Genomic DNA, 17,013 nt, shown 5'->3' on the forward strand with positions numbered 1-17,013 from the left:
AAAATTTTAGATTAAGGGTAGTATGACAAATGGTATGGATGCTTCAAAATAAAATTTCTTCTGGAATGGACGGGTTTGCTTGTGGAGTATTGGAGCATGGGGCCGCCGGAAAGTCTGTAGTCTTAACGGCTTTCAAGCTTCAAAGAAACCGTAATCGCTGAAGCGCTAATGGTTTCTAATTCTCATTGAATCCTATACAGGCTATAAGCAACCCTATTCCTCCAGAAATTTTTTGGTGAATAGTTTGATTAATCTAGCAACGCTAGAAATTGTAGACCTAAATTAAGCTAATAGGAGGACTTAAAATGAACCGCATTAATTTAATTTGTCTAGGGGTAAGAGATATGAAAGCGGCTTTAAACTTTTATAAAAGCATAGGTTTTAAAACTTATGAAAAAGGAGAAGAACCCGCTATCGTGTTTTTTAATAATCAAGGCAGCAAATTAGAGTTATTTCCAATTAAAGAATTAGCAAAAGATATTAACAAAGTAGTTCCACCAGCAATTCCAGAAAGGAGATTTAACGGGATCACACTAGCCTGCAACCTAAAGTCAGAAAAGGAAGTGGACGAAATGATTACTCTTGTAAAACAAAATGGTGGAGCAATCGTTAAAGAACCTGAGAAAGTAAGTTGGGGCGGATACAGTGGGTATTTTCAAGATTTAGATGGCTATTATTGGGAAGTAGCCTATAGTGCTAGTTGGAAATTTGATGAAAATGATATGCTGATAATGGAAGAAGGTTAAATTTCTTGAAAGATAAAAATTGGATAATTCGAGAATTAACGGAGTTTGATTTAGATGTGTGTGTGGAACTGTTGATAACTGTGTATAACAGCAAACCGTGGGATGAACTGTGGACTAAAAATACTGCTAAAAGATATCTACAAGAGTTTATACACCGAAAACGGTCATTTGGCTTTGTTTATGTGGATAAGTCTACCATTGTTGGTGCATTATTCGGAGTTGAACGAACATTTTGGTCTGGAGATGAAGTTTATGTGGATGAGTTTTACGTTCATCCACAGTATCAACAAAAAGGTGTGGGAAAAGAAATGATGATGTATCTAGAACAATACTGTCAGAAAAAAGAATTAGAAGCAATCACGTTAGTAACGGATAAAAATGTACCCGCTTATCATTTTTATCAAAAAATGAATTTCAATGTTTCGACAGCTAACGTGTTTTTATATAAAAATATCCCACAGTAACTTTTATTGACCTTCAATTATTAATTCAGTAGTGGGATGGTAACGGTAAACCACTAAATCCACTTTTCCGGATTGTGTCAAGGTAATGCCTTCTGAAAGTAAACGGTCTTTTTGAGTAAAGGCTCCTTCAGCATCTTTGATAGCTACTTCACCTTTAGCATTAATGATACGATGCCAGGGCAGATCATACTTCTGGCTCATGGAATGGAGAATACGGACGACTTGTCTTGCACCTCGAGCGTTTCCAGCAAGTGATGCAATTTGCCCGTAAGTCATTACTTTTCCACTTGGAATCGATTGGATAATATGGATTACACGTTCAGTAAAGGGAGTCATAATAAGATCCTTTCTCGTTTCTGCAATATCTTTTTTCTATCGTAACCGAAATGAAGGAAAAAAAATAGCTGTTCACTAAAACTAGTTTTAGTGAACAGTTATTTTGATTAAGATAATTTTGTTTCAAAACGTTTAGCAACTTTTGATAATGCGTAACAAATAATAAAGTAGAAGAACGCTAAGGCAATAAACATCGGAATCACATAAGTTGTGTTTTGGCCATAAATGATTCGAGCATTATGAGTTAATTCTGGTAAGGAAATGATGGTAGCTAATGAAGTATCTTTGATCAAAGATATGAGTTGGCTGACGATTGGAGGAACCATAGCTTTAAAAGCTTGTGGAATAATGATTATCCATAGCGTTTGAAGATACGTTAATCCGGTAGAACGTCCAGCTTCCATTTGTCCAGAAGGAACAGAATTTAAACCTGCTCGCATAATTTCTGACAGCATAGCAGATTCAAAAATCGTCATCGCAGCTACTGCTGACCAAAAGATATCTAAACGAATGCCTATTTGTGGTAATGCAAAGTAAGTAAAAAAGATGATTAGTAATAAAGGCAAGTTACGAATCAAATCAACAATGCCCCCGACGATTTTTGAAAAGATGGGTATCTTCATGTACCGAAGTAATCCTAAAATGGCTCCGATAATAAAACTAAAAATAATTGAAAGGACTGCCACTTCTACTGTAACGAGAAGTCCATCCAGTAAGAAGCGGATGTTCATCCATGAAAAAGCTTCTATAATAGTCAAATGATTTCTCCTCCTTTTAAGATGTTACATTTAAGCGACGCTCAATGTAACTCATCAAGTACGTTAAAGGTAATGTAATGATGAGATAGATCAAGCCGATTAAGATATACGTATCGAACGTATTAAAGGTCTCGCTGGCAATTAAATCTCCTTGATACATTAAATCAAGGCCAGTAACCATTGCAAGAACAGATGAGTTTTTCACCAAATTAATGAATTGATTGCCAAGAGGCGGAATAACGATTTTGAAGGCTTGCGGTAAAATAATGTAGCGCATCGTTTCATTTTGAGTCAAACCAGTTGAAAGTCCAGCTTCTGTTTGACCTTTAGGTACGCCCATAATTCCAGCACGGACCGTTTCTGCAATAAAAGCAGAAGTGTAAATAGTTAATCCAATTGTACCAGCTGTAAAGCCATCAATAGAGAACCAATATAAAGGTACTACTACATAAAAGAACATCACAATGATCAAAAGAGGAATATTCTTAAAGAACTCTACATAAGCATTTGCCAATCCTTTTAACCATTTGTTTTTAGATAACTGAAGGATAGCCATTAATGTACCGATGATCAAACTGAAAAATAAGGCAATAATACTGGAATACAATGTATTTAGAAACCCATCAATTAAAACGTCTTGGTAGGTTGTTAAGATCGTTAGCATAGGTGCACCTCGCTTTTTTATTTCTTAGCAGTACAGGTACTGCTTTTTTCATGAAGTTTTAAACTGATTAATCTAATTCAGGAATCCATTTAGCATAAATGGCATCGTATACGCCATTTTCTTTAATTGTTTCCAAGGCTTTGTTGACTTCTTGCAAAAAGGCATCTTGGCCTTTGTTGATTGCAATTCCATAAGGTTCTTGAGTGAAGTTTCCACCAGCTAACCGATAGCCAGGGTTATCGGCGATAATGCCTAATAAAATAGCATTATCAGTTGTAACGGCATCTCCTTGGCCAGATTGTAAAGCAGTAAAGGCTTCAGAATAATTTTCTAGTTCTAATACATTTGCTTCAGGAGACAACTCACGAATATTTTGTGCAGAAGTTGAGCCTTTAACTGCCAAAACGGTTGTATCAGCAGTTAGGTCATCTAAACTTTGAATCGGGCTGTCATTTGGAACTAATAAAGCTTGCCCGGCATCGAAATAGATATCCGTAAAGTTGACTTGCTCTTTTCGTTCTTCTGTAATAGTCATTGTCGCAATAATGGCATCAATATTCCCATTTTTTAATAAAGGAATACGTGTTTTAGAGGTAACTTCAACGAATTCTGCGTTATCTGCATCTCCAGTCAATTCTTCGGTAATAGCTTTGGCTATGTCGATATCGAAGCCTCTGATCTCGCTTGATTGAATATCATAAAGACCAAAAAGATTGGTATCTACTTTTACACCCCATGTAAGGGTTGGATTTTCTTCTATCCGTTCTGTTATATCTACTTTTGCTGCACTTTCAGAACCACAAGCAGCAAGAAAAAAGACAGGTAGGAGTAATAGAAGAAAAAGAGCTTGCTTGTTTAATTTATTCATCTGGAAAGTCCTCCTATAAAATTAATGATTGATAATTTTGCTTAAGAATTGTTTGGCACGTTCGTCTTTAGGATTTTCAAAGAACGAAACTGTTTCACGGTCTTCCAGAACTTCTCCATCCGCCATAAAAATAACACGGTCAGCAACTTCACGTGCAAATCCCATTTCATGGGTCACGACGATCATTGTCATGCCTTCTTTAGCTAATTTTTTCATAACGTCTAGTACATCTTCAATTGTTTCAGGATCTAGTGCACTAGTTGGTTCATCAAATAATAAAACACTCGGCCCCATAGCTAATCCTCGTGCAATAGCCACACGTTGTTGCTGACCACCAGATAAATTAGAAGGATAAGCATCTTTTTTGTCCAACATGTTTACTTTTTCTAAAAATTTCTCAGCATTTTTTTGAGCTTCTTCTTTAGACTGTTTCAAAACTTTCATAGGTGCTAACATAATGTTTTCTAAAACGGTTTTATGCGGATAAAGATTGAAATGTTGGAAAACCATCCCAACGTTTTTACGAATTTCGTTGATATTCGTATCCTTAGCATGAAGATTGACATCTTTAATCAATAATTCTCCTTCAGTAATATCTTCCAAACCGTTGATGCAACGCAACATAGTACTTTTACCAGAACCAGAAGGCCCGATAACAACTACCACTTCACCTTGATTAAAGGTAAGATTAATATTTTTTAAGGCATGAAAATCACCGTAATACTTTTCGATATTTTTAAATTCAATCATTTAAACACACTCCTTGTTTTTCTATAGTTAGGTAATTAAATTAAGAAGTATATAGGGGATAAACCTCCTGCATACTCCTTACGGGAATAATAAACTTGGTTTTTGAACACTAAAAAAAGCTTAGAACAAATAAGAATTTTCTAATGCTTACAGTTAGATAGAATATTCTATTTTTTGTAAAGCAACTATTCCTATTCGAATGAATTCAACAGTACGACTTTGTATTGTATTATATAAAATCGTATTAGAAAATGGTAGAAGTCTTCATAAGTATGAAGAAAAGTTTTGTAAAAGTAAAGATAGATGACTTTGATTTCCTGATAATGTCTACCTGATAGGAAGACAGCCAATCTACTATGTGCTAATTTTTGAAATGTTGCAGCACTGGAAATTTTATCATTAAAGATTGGCGTTTGCAAATTATTTCGCCTTTTCACATCAAATAAAAAAGTGACTTAAATAAATGTGTCTTTATTTGAATCAACCAGTATTTCTTCTATATAATAGACAAGATATTTCTTTTGAAGATTGGTATAATAAGAGCAGTATAAATTTCTGAAATAAAGGATGAAGAAAATGGAACGTGTCCACATTTATCATACAAACGATATTCATTCTCATTTTGAAAATTGGCCAAGAATTTCTGCTTATTTGCGAGAAGAGTCTAAACGATTGGAACAAGAAAATGAAACGGTATTTTCATTTGACATTGGAGACGCCTGTGATCGAGTCCATCCTTTGACGGAAGCAACTGATGGAACAGCAAATATCCTTTTACTGAACGAAGTCAGATATGATGCAGTTACGATTGGAAATAATGAAGGTATCGGAAGCTCAAAAAAACAATTGAGTCATTTATACGATGAAGCCAATTTTCCTGTAGTGATCTCAAATTTATTCGATGCAAAAACAGGATACCCGCCAGAATGGGCAAAAGTTTTCCATATCATTCAAACAAAATCTGGTCATAAAATTGGCCTATTTGGCTTGACGGCACCTTTTCCAACTAGCTACAAACCGATTGGATGGGATGTTAAAAATCCGGACGAAGTGATAGGAGACATTTTAGAAATGATTACTCCTTTAGTGGATTCTATTATTTTACTGTCTCATCTTGGCATTGGTGAAGATCAACGGATTGCTGAACTGTATCCAATGATTTCCGTTATTATTGGTTCACACACACATCACTTATTGCCAAATGGGAAAGTTGTCAGAAATACATTGCTTGCAGCAGCCGGTAAATACGGTCAATATGTTGGCCATATTGAATTAGAAATCGAAAGAAATAAAATCATAGCTGCTAAGGCAACCGTTAAGGAAACAGCTACAATAAAAGCACCTGAAAATGAAAATAAGATGATCGAAGGTTATGAACAAAAGGGATATCTGTTGCTAAATGAACAAGTAATTGCAGCTATCCCCGATACTTTTTCAGTAAATTGGCATGGTAAATCTGAACTTGTTGAAGTTGGATTGGAAGCTCTTAAAGAATATGCACACACAGATGCGGCTATTTTAAATGCAGGACTATTCATGCAGCCATTGATTGAAGGAACGGTTACGAAAAATGACTTGCACAAAATCTTGCCTCATCCTATGCGTATTCTAAGGTGCACATTAGATGGAGAAAATCTTATTCGTATGATTTATGAAATGGAGAAAAATCGCTTATTTTTACGAAATTTCCCGATTAAAGGTATTGGATTTAGAGGGAAAATTTTCGGCGAAATCTGTTACAATGGAGTAGCATATGATAAAATGACCGGGGAAGTCTCTTGGTTAGGTAAGCCGATAGAGCGGACCAAACAGTATACATTTGCTACAGTAGATCATTTCATGTTTATCCCTTTTTTTCCGACGATTGAAATCAAAGGGGAAAATGAAGTGCTGTTTCCTTATTTTATACGCAATGTTGTAGCTCAATATTTAAAAAAGCATTACCCAATAGATAAATTAATAAGATGAATGGATTATGAAAGTAGGTGAACGCAATGACAAGTGAAAACGAAACAATTATAGAACGAACTCAGGAGGCAAGACCACCTAAAAAAGCCGTTCAAGCAAAAAAAAGGCCGATTAAATCAAGACCCAAAAAACGAGTGAAAGAATCACAATCGTCTACAACTGCAATAGAAGAAAATCGCAGTCCTGAAGAATCAGGTGAACATACAGTTGATAAAGAAGTACAAGAATTAATTAAGCCAGTTGAGGAACTAGTCGTTCAAAGAATTGATGCTACTACTATTATGATAGAAGGCAAAAAATTCGAAATTGTACAAAATTATCGAGATGCTTTTGATGCAGAGCGATTAGGTGAGCGTTACAGCGAGATTTTAGATAAATACGATTATGTTGTAGCGGACTGGGGTTTTGAACAAATGCGATTGAAAGGTTTTTACGATAACCGTAATCGGAAAGTTCCTCAAGATCAGCGAATTGCTAATCTTCAGGATTATTTGTACGAGTATTGTAATTTTGGCTGTCCTTATTTTGTCTTGCAACGTGTGGATGACAAAAAGGAACGTATTAAAACGAGCAAACCTAAAAGACGCAGAACACAAAAAAGTAAAAGTCCAACAAACGAAAAAGTGGTTAAACAAGCTCAACCAAAAAATTTATATTCAAAACAAAGCACGACAATAAATCCTAAAAAGTCATCCGACAGAGTGAAAGCTAAAAAAGATTTTGTTAAAAAGGAAATTTCGCCAGTTGAGAAATCAGTTGAAAAAAATATTCCAAAAGAAACAGTTGAAACAGTAAAGGATGCTAAAGGTAAACGCCAATACAGTATCCGTCGCAAAGTTGTGCCAAAATAAATGAATAAAGATAAAGGTTGGGTTAGGTAAATGGAGTATAAAGGATATTTAATTGATTTAGATGGAACCATGTATCGTGGAAAAGAGCCAATTCCAGCGGCTGCGCGATTCATTAAAAGACTACAAGAAAGAAAGATTCCTTATTTATTTGTTACCAATAATTCTTCTAAAACACAAAAAGAAGTTGCTGATAATTTAATTCAAAACTTTGGTGTTCAAACGTCTGCAAAAGAGGTATACACCAGCTCGTTAGCGACTGCAGACTACCTCACTTCACTTGGTGGAGGAAAAAAAGTCTATATTATAGGAGAAACAGGACTCAGAAAGGCGTTAGAAAATGCTGGTTTTATTGAAGATGAAGAAAACCCAGACTACGTGATCGTGGGAATCGATCGACAAGTTACGTATCATGATTTTGAAGTTGCAACCTTAGCTATTCATAAAGGAGCTCGCTTTATCGCGACAAATAAAGATACCAATATACCGAGTGATAAAGGATTGGTACCTGGCGCTGGTTCATTAGTAGCCTTACTGATAGCCTCAACAAGAGTTCAGCCTACTTTTATCGGGAAACCGGAAGCAATCATTATGGAAGAAGCCATCAAAACGATTGGTTTAACAAAAGAAGAGGTTATCATGGTAGGCGACAACTACGAAACCGATATTTTAGCCGGTATTCACAATGATGTTGACACCTTACTAGTGCTGACGGGTTTTACCTCTCTAAAAGATTTAGAACTGGTGGAAGAACAACCCACTTATTTACTAAATTCATTGGATGAGTGGGTGTTCTAGTGAAAGAAAAAGCCCTTCATGTAGTAGGAATAATCAGTCTATTTCTATTTATTGTATCGTTTTCTATAGTACTAACGATTAATTTGACGCCACTATATGCTTTTGATATTGATTACTTAAAAATCTCTCAAAATGTTGGGTTGTCAAAAGAAATTCTAATGGAAAACTATCGAATATTATTAAATTATTTGAACTTGCCTTGGATAACCGAATTGAACTTTCCGAATTTTCCAAGTTCAGAAAGTGGGCTGTTTCATTTTTATGAAGTCAAACGCTTGTTTATTTTGGACTATGTTATTGCAATGATTACAGCAGTAGGATCATTCTTTTATCTTCGCTACATTAAAAAAAATCAATTGTTTTGGAAATTGGTTCGCCCATTTCAAATTGCGATAGCCGTTCCTTTTGTCGTGCTTTTTATGATAGCTGTCAGTTTTGATCAGTTATTTGTAGCTTTCCATAAAGTTTTTTTTAATAATGATGCTTGGCTGTTCAATCCTTCTACGGATCCGATTATTTTAGCATTGCCAGAAACCTTCTTCATGCATTGCTTTATTTTAGCTTTCGTATTAATTGAACTACAAATTATTTTTGGGTATTTTTACACTAAACGAAAAGCGTTTAATTAAAAAACAAGACCACATTACTCAAATTTGAGTAGTGTGGTCTTGTTTTTTAATTAATGATTACTGTGTAATATCACTTTTGGTGGGTTGAGCATGTGCTAGACGACTAGCAGCGGCGGCCGCAATAGCTCCAACGATATCATCTAAGAATGTATGAACTTCGTTGTCATCATGACTGTTTAATTTTTTTAGAATGCCGGGTTTGATTTTATCAATATAACCATAGTTGGTAAAACCAATTGAACCATAGACATTTACGATAGAAAGAGCCATGATCTCATCAATACCATATAGTCCTTCATCATCCACAATGATATCCAGTAAAGGATTCATCAACTGTTTTTTCTCTGCTAAAATATCTAACTGAATCCCAGTTAGGACCGTATTTTGGACTTCTCTTTTTTTTAGAACGGCTTCCACGTGTTCTAAACAGACTTCATATGATAAATCGTTGATATAAGACTGTTGTAAAAACATAACTAATTCGGCAATGTCTTTTAATTTAACGCCACGTTGGTCCAATAATTCTAAAGCTTTTTTGTGTAACTCATTTGTATCTTTTACCATTCATATCCCTCCGTTTTAAGTATAAATTAATTATACTAGAAAGATGAACAAATGACTTGCAATAACCATTTAACAAATTGTTCAAACTAGCAGAACAGTACTTAATTTCCAAATCTTATTCGGTGGTTTGTAACAGAACTAAGAAAAACGGTGACTTAGGTAAACGATGATCTAACAGCTTTTTATACACTTCTTAAAATAGACTTGTGCTGTGCATTGGTTGTACTCGTTCATCTGGATTAATGTAACTCATGGCGTTGTTAATGGCAGTTGGAGCCTCTCCAAAACCGGTCGCAATTAATTTGATTTTCCCTTCATAAGTACAGATATCACCCGCTGCATAAATACCAGAAATCGTCGTTTCCATCTTAGTATTCACGAGAATTTCATTACGTTTCACGTCAAAACCCCATTTTTTCATTGGTCCAATTGAAGAGGTGAACCCGTAATTGATCAAAAAATCATCGATTTCAAGTTCTTTTTCACCTTCGCCTCTGACTTCTTTTAATTGAATAGATTGAATCTGTGGATGATTGCCTTTAATTGCCATTGGGATATAAGGAGTGATCATCTCAACAGTTGATTTTTCGAGTAAAGAAACGCTATGTTCCAAGGCTCTAAACTTATTTCTTCTATGAATGAGATACACTTTTTTTGCAATTGGTTCAAGAGCTAGCGCCCAATCAACCGCAGAATCGCCACCACCACAAATCGCTACCGTCCGATCTTTAAACTGCTCAATATTATTCACATAATAATGAAGAGTATTGCCTTCGTACTCATCGGCTTGATCCAATTCCAATCTACGAGGTTGGAAAGCTCCGTTACCAGCAGTGATAATAATCGCTTTTGAATAGTGGACATTTTTGGCAGTTGTTAATTCGAATAGTCCGTCATCATTTTTAATGACATCAATCACTTCTTCTTCTAAACAAATCGTTGGGTCAAAACGAGAGATTTGCTCAGAAAGGTTATCAATCAGTTCTTGTCCAGTCACTACGGGCAGTGCAGCGATGTCATAGATGTTTTTTTCAGGATACAACATACTCAACTGTCCACCTAATTGAGGCAAACTTTCAATTATTTTAACTTTTGCATTGCGCATCCCGCCGTAAAAAGCAGCAAACATGCCAACGGGTCCACCACCAATAATAGTAATATCAAAGACTTCTTTAGTAGTATTCAAAACTAAATTCCTCCAATGATGCAATTTTTTTCTTTCAAATTGTCTTAAAGTATAGCATACCAGACGTATATAGTTATAGATGGAAATAAAAATGGTCCTTTAACTGCGTGTATCTTTCAAGGCAGCTAAAAGGACCAATAAAGAGGTGAAGAAAGATTATAAAATAGAAAAGTAAGTCAATACAGTTTGTGTAGCAAAAGCGACTAAAATACCGGTAAGGATTCCAAAGAAAACTTCAATTGGCTTATGACCTAAATATTCTTTTAAGTGGCGCTCAGTTTGTTCATCAACGAGGGCTGCCGAATCGTGAGAAAGCTTAACCACTTTTTTACTCAACATATGAAAATCAACCACTAATTGATTTAATAAGATTCCTTGTTCGCCACTTTGTCGGCGTACACCCATAGAATCAAACATAACAATGACTCCAAAGGTACTTGCGATGGCTACAAAAGGTGAAGCAACGCCATACTGTAAAGCTAGAGCTGTAATAAGGGCAGATACCGCTGCTGAATGTGAACTAGGCATTCCGCCAGTAGAAGTAGCTAATGCCCAAGTTGTTTTTCTTTGTAATAGAAAAGCTACTGGAACTTTAATAATTTGTGCAAATGTAATAGCTGTAAAAGCCGCAACAAGTGGAAAGTTCGTTAAAATAAGCATAGTGTACCATCCTTTAAAAAATTCAATATTCTTTTTCATATCATAACATGAAACAAGCTTTTCTTTGACAAAAATGTGTTAAGGAGAGAAAAAAAGAAACAGAGGTAATCTATTTTTTGTTAGATAGCTAAAAAAAATGGCAATACAAGCAAGATTTCGGTATGATAGAGAAGTAAATATAAAAAATAGGAGGACGATAAAATGTCTGAATTTCCACAATTATCAAATGAAGTAGCAAGTAATGAACAAGTTGCTACCATTAAAACAACAATGGGTGATCTTAAAATTAAATTATTCCCTGAAATTGCCCCTAAAGCGGTAGAAAATTTTGTTAAATTAGCAGAAAGTGGTTACTACAATGGAATTATTTTCCACCGTGTTATCCCTGATTTTATGATTCAAGGGGGAGACCCAACTGGAACAGGTATGGGAGGAGAAAGCATTTGGGGAAGCTCTTTTGAAGATGAGTTTTCAGATAAAGCATTTAACCTTAAAGGTGCTCTTTCAATGGCTAATGCAGGTCCGCATACAAACGGAAGTCAATTCTTTATCGTGTCAGCTTCTCAAACACCAGCAAATATGATTGGACAACTTGAAGCTGCCGGCTATGCTCCAGAAATTGTTGAAGCATACAAAGAGAATGGTGGAACACCTTGGTTAGATAACCGTCATACTGTATTCGGTCAAGTTATTGAAGGAATGGACGTTGTAGATTCAATCCAAAACGTAAAACGTGGATCTCAAGACAAACCAGTAAACGATATCGTTATTGAAAGTATTGAATTAAACTAAAAATAAACGAGCAACAGACATCATGTCTGTTGCTCGTTTATTTTTTTGCTTAACCTTTTGGATGGTCAAAAGCATATTTTATCCGTTTTAATCCTTCTATAACAGTTGCATGAGGAGCAGCAAAGTTTAGTCGCATGTAATTTGTTCCCGAAGGTCCATAATCTGAACCAGCATTTAAACCGATTTTCCCAACTTGTGCAAAATGATTCGTCAATTGTTTATCAGGAATATTTAAAGTAGAACAATCAAACCAGAATAAATACGTTCCTTGAGGTTTCATATAAAAAACTTCAGGTAATTCAGTATCAAAAAACACACAAATCGTTTCTAAGTTGTTCTTTAAATAAGCCATTAAATCCTCTAGCCAAGGTTCACTTGTTGCAAAAGCGGCTTCGGTTGCTGCGTAGCCAAATGTATTGATGGTATTTTGTTCTGTTTTGGCTTGAGCTACAATCAATGCATTACGCAACTCTTCGTTTTGAACAAAAATCATTGAATTTTTTATCCCAGCTAAGTTAAATGTTTTAGTAGCCGCCGTTAGAGTAATGACAAAGTCTTTGTATTGTTCTTTGATGGCTGCAACTGAAATGAAATCATATGATTGATAAATAAGATCGCCATGTATTTCATCACTGCATAAGATAACGTGGTATTCTTGACAAAGGTCCGCTAATCGAGTCAGCTCTTGTTTGGTCCACACACGACCTCCAGGATTATGTGGATTGCTTAAAACAAATAGTTTTACATTTCTTTTTGCAAACTGTTGTTCTATATCGATGAAATCCATCTTAAACAAACCATCCTCAATGATCAACGAATTTCGAATGACTTTTCGGTTATTCAATGTAATCATATTTTCAAAAGGGGTGTAAACAGGGTCATGAATCATCACAATCTCTTGTTCATTTGTAAAAGTTTGGATCACCAATGCAATACTTGGAACCACTCCAGGAGAGAACAAAATATCTTTGGGTGTCAACTGTAAGTTATGACGTTTTTTTTGCCAGTCTATGATAGTTTGGTAAAGAGAAGCTGGAGGAAAAGCGTAGCCCAGAATACGTTGATCCAATATTTTTCTCAATGCATCTAAAATCAAAGGCGAATTAGCAAAGTCCATGTCCGCTACCCACATTGGCAAAACAGTTTCGTCTCCAAACAGTTTTTTTGAATACCCCCATTTAATGCTGTTTTGCTCACTGCGATCAATTTGTTCGTCAAGGTCCCCAATCATATAACTATTCCTCCAATCAAAAGTTAGTTTCTATTATAGAGTTAAGTATACTAGTAAAAACCGAAGAGAGATAATTTTATCTATGATGCCTCTTTAAAAGCCGGTATCATAAGTAAAGTCTAATTCCGGAAAAATGAAAACGTATTCTAAACACGTTGTGCGTTTATTTATGCTAAAATAAAAATATAATAAAAATACTCTAGAAATGGATAAGCGAGGTGATAGGATGAAGTATAAAATTGGCATGGTCATTAAAGGCAAAATTACTGGAATTCAACCTTATGGAGCGTTTGTTTCACTTGATGAAGAAACACAAGGGCTTATCCATATCTCAGAATGCAAACACGGTTTTGTTAAAGACTTAAATGAAGTTTTAACAGTAGGGAATGAAATTGAAGTGATGGTATTAGACATTGATGAATATACGAAAAAAATCAGTTTATCTCTAAGAACATTAGAGGAAAATACAACATTTCAATACCATCCTAAGAAAAGAAGACAGCATCATGAAAAGGTCGGAAAGTTAGGTTTTGCTACAATAAAAGAGTCAATGCCAAAATGGATTGAAGAAGCTAAAGAAGATGAAAAAAACAGGGTAATGTAGTAAAGAGATTATTGACCTATTGTAAACCAAACAAATGAGCTTAAAACTATAGGTAGAGGTGTAAACTAATGACAGAGAAAAGATGGGTAGCTGGAACTATAATGGCAAAAGGACCAGAAGGAAAGTATGTTTTTTTAGTGAAAGTAGAAGCTGAAGTGCATTCATTCCCTACCACCGAGATCAGTGATGTTAAAACAGGATTAGCTACTATATTAGAGGCGTTAAAAACTATTTTACCTATTAAAGCAACTGATTTGAATTTATATGAACTAACAAATGCAGTAGTTAATGACAACCGTATCCCTTTATTTGTTTTTGAACTTTACGACGAAGAAGCCGATTATAGACTTCTAACTGAACACGGTAATAACTCTCTAACTTGGTTGCATTCTGATGATCTAACAAAAACATTGGAAAAATGGGAAATCTCAGGAGTCCCGCAATTTAAATAAGATTATCTTTAACGGTACTTCTCATTCGAGAAATGCCGTTTTTTCTTGCTTTTTTTTACTAAAACAACTAAAGTTAAGAGGTATGAGAATAGTGTTTTTTATTCTTTAAAACAATTAATTGGAGGGGTTTACGTGGGTCATATTAAATTTGATTATTCAAATATTGAAAAATTTGTACAACCACATGAAATTACGAACTTACAACAACAGGTTACAACTGCTGATGAAATGTTGCGTAAAGGAACTGGAGCAGGTAGCGATTACCTAGGTTGGATTGATTTGCCAAAAAATTATGATAAAGAAGAATTTGCTCGTATCAAAACAGCAGCTAAAAAAATCCAAGACGATTCAGAAATTCTGGTTGTTATCGGAATTGGAGGATCATACTTAGGCTCAAAAGCTGCGATTGATTTCTTGAACCATTCTTTCGTTAATTTGCTTGATAAAGAAACTCGTAAGGCACCACAAGTTCTCTTTGCTGGAAATAGCATTAGTTCAAGTTATTTACATGACTTGATCCAAGTGATTGGAGACCGTGATTTCTCAGTAAATATTATCTCTAAATCTGGTACAACTACTGAACCAGCTATTGCTTTTAGAGTATTTAAAGAATTATTAGAAAAGAAATATGGCTCTGAAGAAGCTAAATCTCGTATTTACGCTACTACAGATAAAGAACGCGGAGCTTTGAAACAAGAAGCAAATGCACAAGGTTATGAATCGTTTATCATTCCTGATGATGTTGGCGGACGTTTCTCTGTTTTAACAGCAGTAGGTTTATTGCCAATTGCTGCTAGTGGAGCAGACATTGATCAATTGATGAAAGGAGCTGCAGATGCTTCAGTTGCATTCTCTAGTGATAAAATCGAAGAAAACGAGGCCTATCAATACGCTGTATTGCGTAATGTCTTCTACCGTAAAGGAAAAGATACTGAAATTTTAGTTAACTATGAACCATCATTGCAATACTTCTCAGAGTGGTGGAAACAATTAGCTGGAGAATCAGAAGGTAAAGATCAAAAAGGAATCTATCCTTCAAGCGTAAACTTCTCTACTGATTTACATTCAATGGGTCAATACATCCAAGAAGGACAACGCAATATTTTTGAAACAGTTATTAAAGTAGACAAACCAAAATTCGATATTGCTATCCCATCTACTGAAGAAGATTTAGACGGCTTAGGTTATTTAGAAGGAAAAGGTATTGATTTTGTCAATACTAAAGCTTTCCAAGGAACTCTTTTAGCTCATACTGACGGAGATGTGCCTAACATGATCTTAACTATTCCTCAGCAAGATGCCTATACACTAGGTTACATGATGTATTTCTTTGAAATCGCAATCGGTCTATCTGGTTACTTAAATGGCGTAAATCCATTTGACCAACCAGGAGTGGAAGCATACAAGAAAAATATGTTTGCTTTGCTAGGAAAACCAGGATTTGAAGAATTAGGTAAAGAATTAAATGCACGTCTGTAATTTAGATATACCGAAATAACAACATATTTTAAAAGTCTTTACATCTCTTTTTCTTATCGTAGTGATAGAAAAAAGATGTTTAGGCTTTTTTTAGAAATAATAGTGTGAAAAGACATTGTTAGTCGACAATTTTTGTAGTAGTGTATTTAATAATAAAAAATAGTTAATAACTTCTCTCTATATAGAAGAAAGGGGAATAAAATGAGCGGAAATTTTATATTACACCAAGCGAAAACAGAACACCTTGAAATGATCGAGATGTTACTTAAAGAAACAGCACTGTGGTTAAAAAATAAAGGATCATTACAATGGAATGGTATCTTAGAAGGTAAAGATAATCATGATACAGCGAGTGCCATTGATAGAGGAGAAGTGTTCTACGGAACTTTAGATAATGAATTAGTTGGAATGTTCATATTGTGGGATCAACAAAGTGAGTGGGATGCTGCTTTATGGGGAACGGATCAAGGAAATGATTTTTATTACCTTCACCGTTTAAACATAAAGAGAGACAAAGCTGGAATGGGAATTCCGCAGATGATGATTAATGCAGCTAAAGACTATGCTGAAAAAAAACAAAAAAGAGCTCTCAGATTAGATTGTATTGCTGAAAATGAATTTTTAAACCAGATGTACCGTAATGAAAGCTTTGAATTGATCGATTGTAAAGAAGATTTCAATGCTGGAGAACAAATAAATGACTTTAATTTATACCAGTATCAACTAAACTGGTTTTAGAAAAGCGAACGATGGTATGAAGGACTTTTTTTGAAACAGTCCTTTTATTCGTTTCGTTCGTATGTAATACAAATCTAAATGCAAAAAAATGGTAAAATATACGCTTTTTTAAAAAAAGTAAAAAAAACGAAATCTTTTTATTGACCAGTATCAAAAAACTTGTTATAGTAATTGATGTCGCTAAGAGAGATAAGTGATAGACCGAAATATATGGAAATATTATTGTAAAAATAATGTTGACAAAACTTAAATAAATATGTTAATCTATTTAAGTCCTCATGGAAACACTGAGCTGGCGAATGGATAAATATTCAATTTAAAAAATATTTATTTGAAAAACTTGTTGACAAGTTGAAAAACAACTGATATAATTTAGAAGTTGTCAGAAACGCGACAACAAGCTTTAGACCTTTGAAAACTAAACAAAGTAAGACGAACCAAATGTGAGGGTGACTCAGCAGTGCTGAGTCAACAGTAA

Annotated in this window: 21 protein-coding genes; 12 read left to right on the forward strand and 9 right to left on the reverse strand. The window is 34.8% G+C overall.

From position 1 onward, the window contains the following. The first annotated feature begins 29 nt into the window (after positions 1 to 29). The 3 genes from ABS911_RS04105 to ABS911_RS04115 all read left to right on the forward strand — a co-directional run bounded on the left by ABS911_RS04105 (position 30) and on the right by ABS911_RS04115 (position 1,210). Positions 30 to 161 (forward strand): hypothetical protein, encoded by a 132-nt coding sequence (locus ABS911_RS04105; RefSeq protein ID WP_350466441.1) that lies wholly within the window; start codon positions 30 to 32, stop codon positions 159 to 161. A gap of 144 nt (positions 162 to 305) precedes the next feature. Beyond that, positions 306 to 746 (forward strand): VOC family protein, encoded by a 441-nt coding sequence (locus ABS911_RS04110; RefSeq protein ID WP_350466442.1) that lies wholly within the window; start codon positions 306 to 308, stop codon positions 744 to 746. A gap of 5 nt (positions 747 to 751) precedes the next feature. Beyond that, positions 752 to 1,210, forward strand: coding sequence for a GNAT family N-acetyltransferase (locus ABS911_RS04115; RefSeq protein ID WP_350466443.1), 459 nt, complete (start codon positions 752 to 754; stop codon positions 1,208 to 1,210). Between the two features lie 3 nt (positions 1,211 to 1,213). On the opposite strand, the gene ABS911_RS04120 is transcribed toward ABS911_RS04115, so the two are convergent. The 5 genes from ABS911_RS04120 to ABS911_RS04140 form a co-directional block, all read right to left on the reverse strand. Then, complete coding sequence (locus ABS911_RS04120; protein WP_350466444.1) at positions 1,214 to 1,546, reverse strand: MGMT family protein; 333 nt, start codon at positions 1,544 to 1,546, stop codon at positions 1,214 to 1,216. A 107-nt stretch (positions 1,547 to 1,653) separates the two neighbouring features. Further along, positions 1,654 to 2,277, reverse strand: coding sequence for an amino acid ABC transporter permease (locus ABS911_RS04125; protein ID WP_350466459.1), 624 nt, complete (start codon positions 2,275 to 2,277; stop codon positions 1,654 to 1,656). A 43-nt stretch (positions 2,278 to 2,320) separates the two neighbouring features. Beyond that, positions 2,321 to 2,968: an amino acid ABC transporter permease gene (locus ABS911_RS04130; protein ID WP_350466445.1), complete on the reverse strand. Its 648-nt coding sequence runs from the start codon at positions 2,966 to 2,968 to the stop codon at positions 2,321 to 2,323. A gap of 67 nt (positions 2,969 to 3,035) precedes the next feature. Next, on the reverse strand, positions 3,036 to 3,836 hold the full coding sequence (locus ABS911_RS04135; protein WP_350466446.1) for a transporter substrate-binding domain-containing protein: 801 nt from the start codon (positions 3,834 to 3,836) through the stop codon (positions 3,036 to 3,038). Between the two features lie 21 nt (positions 3,837 to 3,857). Then, the gene (locus tag ABS911_RS04140; RefSeq protein WP_350466447.1) at positions 3,858 to 4,586 is read right to left on the reverse strand and encodes an amino acid ABC transporter ATP-binding protein; all 729 of its coding nucleotides are present in this window, start codon (positions 4,584 to 4,586) and stop codon (positions 3,858 to 3,860) included. Between the two features lie 576 nt (positions 4,587 to 5,162). Between ABS911_RS04140 and ABS911_RS04145 the strand changes: the two genes are divergently transcribed. From ABS911_RS04145 to ABS911_RS04160, 4 genes are read left to right on the forward strand one after another with little or no spacing between them, the layout of a single operon-like run. Next, complete coding sequence (locus ABS911_RS04145; RefSeq protein WP_350466448.1) at positions 5,163 to 6,554, forward strand: bifunctional metallophosphatase/5'-nucleotidase; 1,392 nt, start codon at positions 5,163 to 5,165, stop codon at positions 6,552 to 6,554. Between the two features lie 26 nt (positions 6,555 to 6,580). Then, positions 6,581 to 7,405, forward strand: a complete 825-nt coding sequence (locus tag ABS911_RS04150) for a YutD family protein (protein WP_350466449.1) — start codon at positions 6,581 to 6,583, stop codon at positions 7,403 to 7,405. 30 nt (positions 7,406 to 7,435) lie between these two features. Further along, positions 7,436 to 8,200, forward strand: a complete 765-nt coding sequence (locus tag ABS911_RS04155) for a TIGR01457 family HAD-type hydrolase (RefSeq protein ID WP_350466450.1) — start codon at positions 7,436 to 7,438, stop codon at positions 8,198 to 8,200. A 50-nt stretch (positions 8,201 to 8,250) separates the two neighbouring features. Continuing rightward, positions 8,251 to 8,829 (forward strand): TIGR01906 family membrane protein, encoded by a 579-nt coding sequence (locus tag ABS911_RS04160; protein WP_502880495.1) that lies wholly within the window; start codon positions 8,251 to 8,253, stop codon positions 8,827 to 8,829. A 57-nt stretch (positions 8,830 to 8,886) separates the two neighbouring features. On the opposite strand, the gene ABS911_RS04165 is transcribed toward ABS911_RS04160, so the two are convergent. From ABS911_RS04165 to ABS911_RS04175, 3 genes are all read right to left on the reverse strand, one after another. Further along, positions 8,887 to 9,393 carry a phosphatidylglycerophosphatase A family protein gene (locus ABS911_RS04165; RefSeq protein ID WP_350451244.1) on the reverse strand — a complete coding sequence of 169 codons (507 nt, stop codon included), beginning with the start codon at positions 9,391 to 9,393 and terminating at the stop codon, positions 8,887 to 8,889. 193 nt (positions 9,394 to 9,586) lie between these two features. Beyond that, positions 9,587 to 10,579 carry an NAD(P)/FAD-dependent oxidoreductase gene (locus ABS911_RS04170; RefSeq protein WP_350466451.1) on the reverse strand — a complete coding sequence of 331 codons (993 nt, stop codon included), beginning with the start codon at positions 10,577 to 10,579 and terminating at the stop codon, positions 9,587 to 9,589. 156 nt (positions 10,580 to 10,735) lie between these two features. Beyond that, the gene (locus ABS911_RS04175) at positions 10,736 to 11,239 is read right to left on the reverse strand and encodes a divergent PAP2 family protein (RefSeq protein ID WP_350466452.1); all 504 of its coding nucleotides are present in this window, start codon (positions 11,237 to 11,239) and stop codon (positions 10,736 to 10,738) included. Positions 11,240 to 11,440: 201 nt separating this feature from the next. Here ABS911_RS04175 and ABS911_RS04180 point away from each other — a divergent pair, with 201 nt between their 5' ends. Beyond that, positions 11,441 to 12,031 carry a peptidylprolyl isomerase gene (locus ABS911_RS04180; RefSeq protein ID WP_350466453.1) on the forward strand — a complete coding sequence of 197 codons (591 nt, stop codon included), beginning with the start codon at positions 11,441 to 11,443 and terminating at the stop codon, positions 12,029 to 12,031. 49 nt (positions 12,032 to 12,080) lie between these two features. Here ABS911_RS04180 and ABS911_RS04185 read toward each other — a convergent pair whose 3' ends face one another. Further along, complete coding sequence (locus ABS911_RS04185; RefSeq protein WP_350466454.1) at positions 12,081 to 13,262, reverse strand: MalY/PatB family protein; 1,182 nt, start codon at positions 13,260 to 13,262, stop codon at positions 12,081 to 12,083. 226 nt (positions 13,263 to 13,488) lie between these two features. On the opposite strand from ABS911_RS04185, the gene yugI reads away from it, so the two are divergent. The 4 genes from yugI (at position 13,489) to ABS911_RS04205 (ending at position 16,535) form a co-directional block, all read left to right on the forward strand. Beyond that, the gene (gene yugI, locus ABS911_RS04190) at positions 13,489 to 13,866 is read left to right on the forward strand and encodes a S1 domain-containing post-transcriptional regulator GSP13 (RefSeq protein ID WP_350466455.1); all 378 of its coding nucleotides are present in this window, start codon (positions 13,489 to 13,491) and stop codon (positions 13,864 to 13,866) included. Positions 13,867 to 13,934: 68 nt separating this feature from the next. After that, on the forward strand, positions 13,935 to 14,318 hold the full coding sequence (locus tag ABS911_RS04195; protein WP_350466456.1) for a hypothetical protein: 384 nt from the start codon (positions 13,935 to 13,937) through the stop codon (positions 14,316 to 14,318). 132 nt (positions 14,319 to 14,450) lie between these two features. Continuing rightward, positions 14,451 to 15,797 (forward strand): glucose-6-phosphate isomerase, encoded by a 1,347-nt coding sequence (locus tag ABS911_RS04200; RefSeq protein ID WP_350466457.1) that lies wholly within the window; start codon positions 14,451 to 14,453, stop codon positions 15,795 to 15,797. Positions 15,798 to 15,998: 201 nt separating this feature from the next. Next, a complete protein-coding gene (locus tag ABS911_RS04205) occupies positions 15,999 to 16,535 on the forward strand; it encodes a GNAT family N-acetyltransferase (protein ID WP_350466458.1) in 537 nt (178 codons plus the stop codon). Positions 16,536 to 17,013 lie beyond the last annotated feature (478 nt).

It is taken from the genome of Carnobacterium sp. (genome assembly GCF_040274425.1).